The sequence below is a fragment of the Gilliamella sp. App4-10 genome, from assembly GCF_001690495.1.
Lineage (GTDB): Bacteria > Pseudomonadota > Gammaproteobacteria > Enterobacterales > Orbaceae > Gilliamella > Gilliamella apicola_G.
On record NZ_LZGS01000035.1, the window covers coordinates 120315 to 133406 of the forward strand.

General features: G+C 36.5%; 12 protein-coding genes. 5 read left to right on the top strand and 7 right to left on the bottom strand.

The features are described 5' to 3' along the window. Positions 1-2 precede the first annotated feature (2 nt). The gene (gene narL / locus A9G23_RS05505) at positions 3-656 is read left to right on the top strand and encodes a two-component system response regulator NarL (RefSeq protein WP_065586659.1); all 654 of its coding nucleotides are present in this window, start codon (positions 3-5) and stop codon (positions 654-656) included. Positions 657-845: 189 nt separating this feature from the next. Next, positions 846-1868, top strand: coding sequence for a DUF4272 domain-containing protein (locus A9G23_RS05510; protein WP_065586660.1), 1023 nt, complete (start codon positions 846-848; stop codon positions 1866-1868). A 150-nt stretch (positions 1869-2018) separates the two neighbouring features. Here A9G23_RS05510 and cysG read toward each other — a convergent pair whose 3' ends face one another. The 4 genes from cysG to nirB all read right to left on the bottom strand — a co-directional run bounded on the left by cysG (position 2019) and on the right by nirB (position 7280). Continuing rightward, positions 2019-3392 (bottom strand): siroheme synthase CysG, encoded by a 1374-nt coding sequence (cysG, locus tag A9G23_RS05515; RefSeq protein WP_065586661.1) that lies wholly within the window; start codon positions 3390-3392, stop codon positions 2019-2021. Positions 3393-3625: 233 nt separating this feature from the next. Further along, entirely contained in the window at positions 3626-4396 is a 771-nt protein-coding gene (gene nirC, locus A9G23_RS05520; RefSeq protein ID WP_065586662.1) for a nitrite transporter NirC, read from the bottom strand. 27 nt (positions 4397-4423) lie between these two features. Then, positions 4424-4756 carry a nitrite reductase small subunit NirD gene (gene nirD, locus A9G23_RS05525; protein ID WP_065586663.1) on the bottom strand — a complete coding sequence of 111 codons (333 nt, stop codon included), beginning with the start codon at positions 4754-4756 and terminating at the stop codon, positions 4424-4426. 1 nt (position 4757) lies between these two features. Next, positions 4758-7280, bottom strand: a complete 2523-nt coding sequence (nirB, locus tag A9G23_RS05530) for a nitrite reductase large subunit NirB (protein WP_065586664.1) — start codon at positions 7278-7280, stop codon at positions 4758-4760. A gap of 220 nt (positions 7281-7500) precedes the next feature. On the opposite strand from nirB, the gene A9G23_RS05535 reads away from it, so the two are divergent. The 3 genes from A9G23_RS05535 to A9G23_RS05545 all read left to right on the top strand — a co-directional run bounded on the left by A9G23_RS05535 (position 7501) and on the right by A9G23_RS05545 (position 10339). Further along, positions 7501-7998: a MarR family winged helix-turn-helix transcriptional regulator gene (locus tag A9G23_RS05535; RefSeq protein WP_065586665.1), complete on the top strand. Its 498-nt coding sequence runs from the start codon at positions 7501-7503 to the stop codon at positions 7996-7998. Positions 7999-8072: 74 nt separating this feature from the next. Further along, positions 8073-9185, top strand: a complete 1113-nt coding sequence (locus tag A9G23_RS05540) for an HlyD family secretion protein (protein ID WP_081296965.1) — start codon at positions 8073-8075, stop codon at positions 9183-9185. Next, positions 9185-10339 (top strand): ABC transporter permease, encoded by a 1155-nt coding sequence (locus A9G23_RS05545; protein WP_065587040.1) that lies wholly within the window; start codon positions 9185-9187, stop codon positions 10337-10339. Before A9G23_RS05540 ends, A9G23_RS05545 begins: the two co-directional genes overlap by 1 nt. 696 nt (positions 10340-11035) lie before the next feature. Here A9G23_RS05545 and A9G23_RS05550 read toward each other — a convergent pair. The 3 genes from A9G23_RS05550 to A9G23_RS05560 are packed head-to-tail and all read right to left on the bottom strand — an operon-like array spanning position 11036 to position 12806. After that, complete coding sequence (locus tag A9G23_RS05550; RefSeq protein ID WP_065586666.1) at positions 11036-11287, bottom strand: hypothetical protein; 252 nt, start codon at positions 11285-11287, stop codon at positions 11036-11038. Continuing rightward, complete coding sequence (locus tag A9G23_RS05555; protein ID WP_065586667.1) at positions 11287-12540, bottom strand: hypothetical protein; 1254 nt, start codon at positions 12538-12540, stop codon at positions 11287-11289. The genes A9G23_RS05550 and A9G23_RS05555 overlap by 1 nt, the downstream gene beginning before the upstream one ends. Continuing rightward, positions 12540-12806 (bottom strand): PAAR domain-containing protein, encoded by a 267-nt coding sequence (locus tag A9G23_RS05560; protein WP_065586668.1) that lies wholly within the window; start codon positions 12804-12806, stop codon positions 12540-12542. The genes A9G23_RS05555 and A9G23_RS05560 overlap by 1 nt, the downstream gene beginning before the upstream one ends. Between the last annotated feature and the right edge of the window lie 286 nt (positions 12807-13092).

Genomic DNA, 13092 nt, shown 5'->3' on the forward strand with positions numbered 1-13092 from the left:
AAATGGAACAAATAAATAGCTCAATACTTCTTATTGATGATCACCCAATGTTAAGAAATGGCGTAAAACAGTTAATCAATACTGTCAACCATTTTGAAATTGTGGGTGAGACTGGCTCTGGAATAGAAGGCGTTAAACTAGCACAAGAGCTTGATCCTGATATTATTCTGCTTGATATCAATATGCAAGATGTCAATGGACTAGAAATATTACGCTATTTACGAGAAAGAAACATCGCTAGCCGTATCATTATATTTACGGTATCAGATGCGAAAGAAGATATTATCACTGCACTAAAAACCGGTGCTGACGGCTACTTATTAAAGGATATGGAGCCAGAAGACTTTTTAACATCACTAAAGGAGATTTCGGTTGGCAAGCTAATCATGAATAATGCTATTTCACATATTATCCTTAATTACATGCGTCATAACGTACAACCAACCACAAAGCAAATACATGATGTCAGTTTGTTAACACCAAGAGAAAATGAAATTTTTAATTTATTAGTCCAAGGATTATCGAATAAATTGATTGCCAAAGAGCTTGGTATCGTAGAAAGCACAGTCAAAGTACATATCAAAAGTATATTCAAAAAACTTAATTTTAAATCCCGAATGGAAATGACCGTATGGTATTTACAAAGTAAGGAATAAAATTATTCATTGAAAAATAAAAATAGATAAATCTTCATGCTTTACCTTTAATAAGTTAATCACAAAACACCAAATGGATCATGGCACTTAAAACTAGAAAGGTACAATGACCTATAATAAAATTGGAAGCAAAAATAACCGCCACTTATAACCATAAAACACACAAAATCTAAAATAGGAAAGTTTGAAATGCCAAGATTGATCAATGCTTATTCTACAGTCACTCATCCACCAGCCATTGATTTCCCTTGTGAACGTTTATATCATCGCGGATTAGATGATTCTGAATTGATGAAACACCTTGATGGTTTTATCGGTTATGTCATGCAAGCAGGAGATGGGCAGATGAATTCACGTCGTTATGCTTTGTATCGCCATATCCAACGAGTTAAACATCAATTTACCTTTGAGATTGAAGAAGATAATTTCAATGAATTTACCTCTTGGGGCTGGCAGGCAAATGCCATTATATTTATGCCAGATGGAACTATTCGAAACCCTGATGGAGATGTATTGCAATATCCTGAAGGTGATATGGATTTAGATGCAATTGTCCCTTACCCACCAGAAGCATTAAAGCGCAAATCAAAAACTGAACAGTATTTAGCAAAATTGGGTTTGCATACGCCGACACATTTACCACCAGTTATTGCCGAATCCGAAGTAATACTTAGAACGCCTGACGAGGTAGCTAAACGTACTTTAGCGATAATGTTAACAGGTATTCAAGCCGAAAGTTTTCGAGATAATGATCCGATTAATCCGATGGAATTTAAAGAACGTTGCCCAATGGGGTTTGCGGCTTTATCAAATAATGAACGTGACTTTATTTATAGCGGGCAACCAACGGAGCAAGATGTGATAGATATGTCCTGGAAATACGAAGCATTATTACCTTTACAATGGGCGGTCAATTGGCAATCAGAGCTCCCTTTTGCTGATACTTTTTGCGATGTTTCATCGTTAGTGGACGAAGGAATGCAACATAGTGAACAAGATATTTCAACGGTAACCTTAAGACCTGTTAGTGAATTATTAGATGCTTTAGATTTGCACTACCGCTTACATTGGATAACCACAGATTTTCGAATAAAAAATAAGCAACCACCCGCATCGATTATAAGTGATGTTATTCAAGAGCGCCATTATGCATTAAATTGGTTAACTTGCTTTGAAAATGCGGATTGGGATGATGTCGATACACCGACCTGATATTTTGCCGCGGGCATCATGCCCGTATTAAATTTATAGATATTTTATTCATTGGCCATTCTTTTAAAGTGGGCAACTAAATCTTTTATAAATGACGGGAAAATATAATCGCAAAATGGCGCACAACTAAAACTGACCTATCTACTCCGATTAATGTTCAGCAAACCAATTGAGCTTTTCACGTAATGCGACAACTGGTCCAATAATAATTAAACTTGGGCTACAAGCTTGCAAAGATAATTGCGCCAAATCACATAATAAACCCGATACTACTTTTTGTTTTGTCGTAGTGCCTTCTTCAACAATGGCTACCGGCGTATTTGCATTCATACCATGCTTAATTAATTGTTTTTCAATATTTTCAGCTTGCGACAATCCCATGTAAAAGACTAACGTTTGTTTTTCAGCCGCTAGGCTTTGCCAATCAAGACGACTACCATCCTTTAAATGACCGGTGATTAAACGCACACTATGGGCATAATCTCGATGCGTTAATGGGATTCCGCTATAGGCAGAGCAACCCGAAGCGGCTGTAATTCCCGGGACGACGGAAAAAGGAATATCAGCGTTAAATAATGTTTCAAGCTCTTCACCGCCACGACCAAAAATAAAGGGATCTCCGCCTTTTAGGCGTACAACACGTTTACCTTTTTGCGCTTGTTGTAAAAGAATCTGGTTTATTTGCTCTTGAGGTACACAATGAAATCCTGCGCGTTTACCAACAAATACACGCTTAGCATCTCGACGAGCAAGATTCATAATGTCATCTGAAACCAATCTATCATAGACAATAATATCTGCTTGTTGGATCTGTTGTAATCCCTTTAAAGTCAATAAACCCGCATCACCAGGCCCAGCGCCAACTAAAACCACCTCGCCACGAGCATCAAGTGATGTATCAAATAACTCATTCGTGAGTTTTTCAACATCATCAGAATCACTATTAGCAAGCGCTTGAGCTAATCTATCATGCGAAAATAGTCTTTCCCAAAAACGACGTCGTTCCGTCATTGTTTGGTAGGTTAGTTTAACTTTATCGCGTAAATAACCAGCATATTTAGCTAATTTACCTAAATGTTGGGGTAATATAGACTCTAGTTTTTCGCGCAATAATCTGGCCAAAACAGGGGCATGTCCTTCCGAAGAGACGGCAACCATAATAGGAGAACGATCAATAATCGAAGGCATAATAAAACTTGCCGCTTTAGGAGCATCAACAACATTACAAAAAATACATCGTTTTTCTGCCTCAATACTCACTTTTTGATTAGTCTCTTGGCAATCTGTGGCGGCAATGACTAGCCACTTATTATCAAGTAATTCAGCATCAAATTCCCCTTGAACTAGGGCAAGTTGTTTTTGCTCATGCCAACACATAAATTGTTCATTAAATGTTTGTGCATTAACCGTAAGGCGAGCACCTGCTTCAAGCAATAATCGAGCCTTACGTTCAGCGACTTCACCACCACCGACTAATAAGCAATCACGGTTTTCTAACTTACAAAATAGGGGGAAATAATCCATAGCACCTCAAAATAGAACACTATCCGTTTAAAAAATTTATCAACACCTAACCTTTAATAATAGAATTTTATTGCTTATTCTATTTTTAATCACCTCACTATTTTGTATCACTAATGACCTTGAAAACAAAATATAAGACTAACCAATTTGGTACTTTTTAAGAGAAGGGGAATTATTCACTATACATTCCCTCCTAGGTTGATTATGGTAATAACATCTTGTTAATTAAGTTGTTATACTGGGCGCTCTGCTTTCGGCGTTGAATACCAGTATCCTAATCCCATAAATAATGCACCAGAGACAATATTACCCAACGAGACCCAAAGTAAATTATGGCCTATTCCAGTTAATGTATAAGTATCACTGTGGTGACCAAACCAAGAAAGTGAAAAAAGCGTCATATTTGCAACAGAGTGTTCATAACCACAAGCGATAAATGCTAATAAACACCACCAAATAGCAATAAATTTTGCCGAGCCTTCAACTCGATTAGCCATCCAAATCGCTAAACAAACTAGCCAGTTACATAACACACCTCTAAAAAATAATGCGGACGCCGTAGCCGATGTTTTGGCTAAAGCTGCGGCATGAACCAAGCTGGTATCTGTGGATAATAAAGGCGTTGCAGCATAGCAATACAATGCAGCTACAAAAATTGATCCTAATAAATTACCTAACCATGTTTGCGGTAATACCAACCACATTTGGGCATGGGTAATTTTTTTGCATTTAACACCAAGCGTTAAAAACATGGTATGCCCTGTAAATAATTCCGATCCGGCTATCACAACCAACGTTAATGCAATACCAAACGTTGCTCCCATCACTAACGGTCTCATTGCCGGATCAACGAGATTTCCTAAAGTAAAAATTAAAATAATACCAAGCCCTACATAAGCCCCCGCCATAGCAGAATTTACCCAAAAACCAAATGGATTCGTTTTTACCAAACGAACAATGCGCGCAGCATTGGCTGCACATTTATTAATTGTTTCAGTATACATAACCACTTTATCCTTTTAACAATAGGTTTAGTGCGACTTTACTTGTACCATCCCATCGTCATTAACGGTGACTTCATAATGAGCGATCGAGTATTGTTCATCTTCAAAACAATAGCCATCTTTTAAGCGAAAACGTTGTTTTTTCAGCGGGCTTGCCACCCATAACTGATTTTCATGCTCCGCAATAATGCCACGAGATAAAACACTTGCCTTAGCGAAGGGATCAATATTACTAATCGCATAAAGCTCAGCATTATTATAAGGACGAAAGATAGCAACATGATCATTACCGACAAGAGCACAGACACCAGTGCCTGGCAAAATATCATCAAGTTTACAAATAGTTATCCATTGATTCATATTATTCCCCTATCATTACTTTACGTTCTTCTGCTGTCGCGGGTCGATGCTGATCGCGTTCAGATACAATTTGGACATTCTCATCACGTTTGCTGCTGTTAATAAAATGCGCAAATCGAATTTGGTTTGCATTATTTTCAACCGTTTCTTTCCATTCGCATACCATTAATTTACGTAAGCGTGCCATCTCACTTTCTAGCTCTGCATTAACACCTAACTTATCGTCTATAATGACACTGCGTAAATAATCAATACCACCTTCTAGGTTTTCAAGCCAAACTGACGTTCGTTGTAACTTATCTGCAGTACGAATATAAAACATCAAAAAACGGTCAATAAATTGAATTAGTGTGTTTTTATCGAGATCCGCAGCAAGTAAATCGGCGTGACGAGGCTTCATTCCCCCGTTACCGCAGACATAAAGATTCCATCCCTTTTCAGTGGCAATCACCCCAATATCTTTACCTTGAGCTTCGGCACATTCACGCGTACAACCTGATACACCTAGTTTAAATTTATGTGGTGCACGAATGCCTTTATAGCGGTTTTCGAGTTCTACCCCCAATCCCACACTATCGCCTACACCAAATCGACACCAAGTGCTACCCACACAGGTTTTTGCCATTCTTAACGCTTTGGCATAAGCATAACCACTTTCAAACCCTGCAGCTATTAGATCTTTCCAAATAGCAGGCAGATCATCTTTTTGTGCACCAAATAGACCAATACGCTGTGATCCGGTAATTTTAGAATAGAGTTGATATTTTTTAGCTATTTGACCAATGGCAATTAATCCTTCTGGTGTAATTTCGCCACCTGCACTGCGGGGAATCACAGAATAAGTCCCATTTTTTTGAATATTACCTAAGAAAATATCATTACTATCTTGCAAAGGAATCAAATTATCTTTAAGGATATAATCATTCCAGCACGAAGCTAATAACGATCCAACTGTAGGTTTACAAACTTCACAACCGTAGCCATTACCATGTTTTTTAATCACTTGATCAAATGACTTTAAACCCTCAACACGAATTAAATGATATAACTCTTGGCGCGAGTATTTAAAATGTTCACATAAGGCATCACTGACCTCGATCCCTTGTTTAGCTAGCTCCAAATTAAGAATTTGCGTAACTAATGGGATACAGCCGCCGCATCCCGTTCCAGCTTTTGTTTCTGCCTTAATGGCTGCAACTGTATGACAACCCGCATTAATCGCATGAATAATTTTTTCTTTAGTCACATCAAAACAAGAACAAATTTGTGCTGAATCAGGAAGCGCATCAACGCCCATAGTGGGTTTTGCGCCTGCATGTGCTGGTAGTATCAACGTATCTGGATGTTCGGGGAGATCTATATTATTAAGCATTAATTGTAATAAATTACTATAATCCGACGTATCGCCGACCAATACCGCACCCAAGAGTTTTTTATTATCACCCGAAACAATTAATTTTTTATAAACTGGCGTTGTCTCATCTAAGTAAACATAACTACGACTACCCACGGTTTTCGCTTTAGCATCACCAATACTGCCAACATCGACACCCATTAGTTTTAGCTTGGCGCTCATATCGGCACCTTCAAATTTATCAGCTTGGCCCATTAAATGCGCTAAAGCAATCTGAGCCATTTTATAGCCTGGCGCAACCAAACCAAAAACCTTGCTTTGCCAACAAGCGCATTCACCAATAGCATAAATATCCGAATCCGATGTTTGGCAATAATCATTAATCACAATCCCACCACGAGGACCGATTTCTAACTCACATTCTTGAGCTAATTTATCGTTTGCTCTAATGCCGGTTGAAAAAACAATAAAATCGATTTCAAGTGAAGAACCATCTGCAAATTGCATGATTTTACCTTCAGGGGTATGAATAATTTCTTGGGTATTTTTACTGGTGTGAACCCCTACCCCCATCTCCTCAATTTTACGACGTAATTGTTCTCCTCCCTGTACATCAAGCTGTTCAGCCATAAGCACTGGAGCAAACTCAACCACGTGCGTTTCCATACCTAAGTTTTTTAAAGCGCCAGCAGCTTCAAGCCCTAGCAACCCACCGCCCACAACAGCGCCTTTTTTACAACGCTTCGCACATTCGCGAATGGCATCAAGATCTTCAATCGTACGGTAAACAAAACAATCAGAACCCTCAGCACCTTTAATCGGCGGCACCCAAGGATAAGATCCTGTCGCAATAATCAATTTATCATAAGCAACAATTCGACCTTGTTGAGAATGAACTTCCTTACGCTGACGATTGATTAAAATAGCCCGTTCATTAAGTAAAACCTTAATATGATTCTCTTCGTATAATCCTTCGCGAACTAGAGAAAGTGCTTCGGCAGTATGACCAGAAAAATAAGAAGAAAGATGCACCCGATCATAGGCAAGACGTGTCTCTTCACAAAAAATAGTAATATTGAATTGATTGGGCTGCATTTTATCGATCAATTCTTCAACAAAACGATGCCCAACCATCCCATTACCAATGATCACGAGGTTGGTTTTACTCATACAAAAACTCCACTTATATTTAATATCAAATTGATTAATTCTTAACTTATTAACATTGTATGGAACTTTGTATAGAATATAATTACCCTCAAGGATTACCACTTTAGTAGTATTTAACCTTATTTACTTAAATATCAAACTTGAAAAAACAACTTAAAATAATTGCTAATTAAAATTAAATTTGTATAATTAGCCGACTAAATAAATTGAGTAATGATAATTGAATTACAATTCAAGAAAACTTCCTTCACGTGAGACCTTAGCGCGTGCACAAAGATTTAATGATGACATCGTTGATGTTTCTGGTGTTGATCTGGTTTTAAGTTTAATCACAACAGCCGATCTCATTCGCACGAATATCTATGCACAATTAGATCAAGATTACGGCGTTTCTGAGGGGAAATTTGCCTTATTGATGTCACTGTTTTCCGAAGGTGAAACCTGCGCCAGTGATCTTGCTATACGCATTGGCGTAACACCGGCGACGGTATCAGTCATGGTTAAACGAATGCTGACAGCTCCTGAGCCTTTAATTTCGATGACAAAAAGTGGTGAAGATGGGCGTGCTCGCCTAATTACTTTAACGCATGCAGGTGAAAAGCTGATTCAAGAGGCATTACCTAACCACCTTAAATCGATTCGCGCTTTTGCGCAGGTATTAAATTCGCAAGAACAAGAGTCTTTAATCGCGATGTTACGCAAATTATTAAGAAAATAAATGATTTAAATAATTAAAGTCTTTCTTTTTACTTAAATACTTAGCTGACTAAATAAATGGAAAATAAGCTATATATGAAAAAAAATGTCAAAATCCCTGTTACCTTTTTACTTCTGCTAATTTTTGGTTCCTTTTTAATTTTTGTAGGTTCAAGAAATGATGCGGTATCTGTTGCCAAAAGCATTAAATCTGGCGTATTAACCGCTGATGAGATAAATATTGCCTTTCAAAATGTTGGCGGAAAAGTCACCCAGCGATTTGTGCAAGAATCACAAATGGTTAAAAAAGGGGATCGATTAATGCAATTAGAAGATATCGATACCAAGCTGGCTATCGATCGCTTACAAGCTTTAGTGGATAGTCAAAAAGCAGCAGTCAATCAAGAACAAGCAGCCATTGAAATTACGGAAAACGAGACTAACCTTTCAGAATTAACAACTTGGCGCAAAATTGAAGAAGTACAAGCCAATTTAGAAGCAGCAAAATCTGCTCAAAATTTAGCGAAGACTGAATTTGATCGCCAAACCCAATTACGAAAAACAGGTGGCAACTCACAGTCACAACTTGATAATGCACGTAATGCATTTATTAATGCCAAAATGCAAGTTGTGCAAATTGAAAGCCAATTATCGACTTTAATGATTGGCGCAACACCAGAACAAATCAGCCAATTTGAACAAACACAAAATGCAACCGGCATGACATTACAGTCCATCTTAATTGCACGACAAAAACTGCAAAACCGCCAAAATCAATTAGCACAGCTTAAAGCACAACTCGCGCAAGGCGAAGCTGAATTAAAACAGTTACAACTCAATTATGAACGACTAACATTAATAGCACCTGAAGATGGAAAAATATTAAAACTAATGTTTGAAGATGGCGAAATGGTACCCAACGGCGCCCCCGCAGTATTGTTAGAGACTAACCGTAAATATATCGATATTTATGTGAATGAAAAAATGGTGAATGATTATCAACCTGACACCACTGTCACCGCTAATGTGATTGCGCTGAATAAAGAAGTAAAAGGTAAAGTTCGCTTTGCCACCGCTGCGCCATCATTTGCCGATTTACGCATGACGCGAGAACGCGGCCAAGCCGATCTAACCTCTTATCAAGTTAGAATTTATATAGAATCGATTCCAAAATTATTAACCGGAATGACACTTGAGGTGGATCAATGATGCAAAACATCATTAAATCTATACTCGAAGAACTTGACGCCATGTTGTCAGGTCACTTTATCCCTTATTATAAAGTTTCGCTTGGCTTAGCGGCAATTGTTTCACTCGTGTTTTCTATTGTATTAAGTCACGGAGCCGTATTTGAAGGTAAAATTGCAGTGATTGATCTTGACGGCTCAAATTATTCGACCGAATTAATTAGTAAAGTCAATACGTCACCTTACATTGAAGTGACCGAAGTGATAAGATCGCCAGTAAACCCGATAACGTTAGTTTCACACGACCGTAATTTAGGCGTTTTATATATTCCCAAAGGCTTAGAAAAAAGCGTAAAGAAAGGCGATCAAACTGTCCGTTTGGGTTATTTTGCTGATGATACCAATGATGCACAAAATGCTAAAGTAATGCAAAGCCTTAATGAATATATTCCTGAATTAGGTGCAGAATTAAGTGTAGGTAAAGTTGCCGCATTAGGACTTGGCAAAGAAGGGATCGAAGCCACTTTATCACCCATGCAACTTAAAACAAGATATCTGTTTAACCCTGCAAGTTCATCGACAATTTCGACAATTATTTATTTTGTTTACTTTTTCTCATCACTGACTTACGGATTAACTTCATTGATGATTATTGGCCGATTAAAAGTCACTGGTATGTGGCAAATAGCCATAGAAAGAGGCTTCTTATCTCTATTAGCAAGAACGATTCCTTATGCACTATTTTACACAACCGCATTAACCCTTATTACCGCCATACTGGTAATATTTGGGCAACTACGTTTTGAAGGTAACTATTTTGCTTTTGTGCCGAGTGTATTTATGACAGGACTTGCCTTTGGTTGGTTAGCCTTTTTACTTTCTTGGACAACAACTAATCCGGGCGAAGGTGCAAGTCGAATGATCTTCTTAGTTCCGCCAGGGTTTATTATGGGGGGATCAACAATGGCAGTGGGTATTATGCCAATTTGGACATACTACGTCAGCCACGCGTTTCCATTAGTTTGGTTATTTCGATTTTTCCGTGATTTTGCCATGCGAGGGCGTTCACTAATTGATATGTTAGCAACTTATGGGGCTTACATCATCTATTTAACCATGATTGCTTTTGTCGTGATGATGTTTGTTGAGCGAGTAAAAAAGACAGCAAAAAACTAATTTTTTGTCAAAAACTTTCAGGTAACACCTACGTTTCAGTAAAAAATTGATACCACATCACATCGATTTTTTATCCCTCTCCCTCGATGAATGTTCACCGAGGGTTAAATTTATAGCTGTTACGCCCTTTTTAGAGTATCACAACAATGACTTTATAAAGCTGAGGCTAACTAACGTCACTTGTCCAATTCCAAAAACCAGATTACCGTGCCCAGTGAAATACCATTCACACAGCAACTCACATTACTTACTCCCCACACAAACTACCTTTAAGTTATCCTCTAAACGATTCAAACCAAATTTCATCAAACTCTTCTTGATAACGCTGAATTTTAAAATAAAGAGGAATACAAACTGCAATCATCGATAAAAAAGTACTTAAAACAATTATTGATAATATTTTCTTTAATTCAATATAATTAACGGCAAATAAAGTAATAATAGAAGACAGGCAAAAAACAAGACTAAAAAATAAACTGCAGAGGGAATAAATAATACGTTGTTGCCTTCTATATCATTGATGAACGCATTTTTTTAACCTGCTCGGCTTTAATTAAATAATTATATCGTCACTTAAATCAGTAAACTCCGTTTTAAGAGCGTGAGGCACTCTTAAGTTAGATGGTTTTAACGCTTTTTCAACATTAGAAAATAATAATGCACAACAATATTGATCTTATTGGCATAAGAAATTTTTCATTTCTGTTTTTTCACAAAATAGTTTTTTTCTTCACTTTTAAATATGTCATAAGTGATACAATTGATGATAAATTTTAATACAATGACAAAACAACTCACAAAAATACCTACCAATAATATTGTGAAAGAATATTCCACTTTTTTGGGCGTTGTCATTAAAGAAGCGTCATCAGAAAACCAAATAGAAGCGACAAAGCAGATAGCCAAAATATAACAAATGAATACCCAACCAAGTACCATCTTTTTCATTATGCATCCTTTTCTGTGCCAATTTTTATTTTATCTAGAATAGTAGCGTTAAAATATGATTTTTTCTCACCAATTACCATCTGTTTATTGTCAATTTGAGTGGCATATTCCATCGCAAAAGCTAATGCAACCCAGTAATCACATTCACCTGATATACCAAATGATGTAGCAATATTATAAATATTTTTCACTGAACACTGCTTATCAATATATCGTGATAAAACATTAACATTTACTTCTGGTGATAGTTGCGATAACCAAATAGCATCTAACGGCGCTTTATTGCTGCGTTCATCATTGTTTAATTTTCCCCATAACTCAGCATGCTCAAGAACATAATCAAGTTTTTCGCTTTCTTCAGTTCGATGCAAGGCAACAACCACCGATTTACTTTTTTGTATATATTGAATAGTGTTTTGTTTGTTAATAAGATTCTTGCCTAAAAAAATCATACTTGTCATAGCTTCAGCGCTATACACTACAGGGCTATCAAATAAATGCACACTGATACAACATAGTAAATGATCATCATTTGCCAAATCATCTAACCAACCATCTATAAAAACAGTACTTTGTTTTGCATCAATCACCTGCCAAGAATCAAATAAGCTTGTTTTCCCTAATTTATATTCCCAAATTTTTTTAATATCCTCGGCCAATATGGGTACATCAATAAATAGGCGGATATGTTTTTGAACGTCATTAAAAGCGTTATTGTTTAATATCAATAATGTCTTTTGCAAATTATCAAATAAATTATCTATTTTTTGATTAAAATCGTTAGGTTTTAAATCATTAAATGGAAATTTTGAATAAATGATTGGGTTTTCATAAGAATTTGAAAAATTACTGGTTCTCGCCTCGAGTGACATTAGACCACCTACAAGCGCTTGCGCATGATTATCATCACCAAATTCAGATATCAATTGTTGGAAAATAACATACAACGGTCTTTGACCATACTCTATGAGTTGTTGTTTTCGTTCTTCTCTTAATTGATTCCAAATTTCAACATAGGCTTCATTACACCCTCGAATAAATAACCATATACAAAATAATATTAACCAACTTATAACTGAAAAAGTAATACTAATAATAAGATGTTTTAATGTTAAATTGCTATTAAGTTGTCTTGCGTAGATAAAAAGTAGTCCAATGACAATAAATACAATTAAAGCAATAAACCAAAATAGGCGAGATAAACCTTTTTTTAAAACTAGTGGTTGTGGAAGTAAATTTAAATCAATAGCCATTAATTATTTTTACCAAAATTAGTTAATGATGAAATTAGTGCACAGCCACATGCTGATCTATGTCCATGAAAGGCGACTTGTTTACCATCCTCAATAAATAGCGGATCACCTTCAATTATTGGATTAATACCATGCCCTGTTATTGGACAGCTCACCAGATCACCAACACGCGCAACACCTTTTGTAAATACAATGAGTTTTGTAGAAGCAGAAATAACTTGCCCACCATGACTTGTCTTATCACCTAGCCGTATTACACCTTTCATGATTTTATTTCCTTTAAATTTTATAATTTATTTAAAAGCCCATTCAATTTCTAAAATCTATTTTTCTGACTCAACTCTATCGACCGATTTATATTTCATTTTTTATAAATTTCCTTAGTTTAGTTATTATTTTTTATTGTTTTGAGTGCTATTGTGTGATCGCAAAATGTAGATAACTTTTTTCTATTCTTGTCTTAGAAGCACCATTTAACAATCTATCATCTATAATATTCCAACATAATAGGCTATTTAGTGGTTGAGTTCGTTGCTTTAAGTTTATAACAGG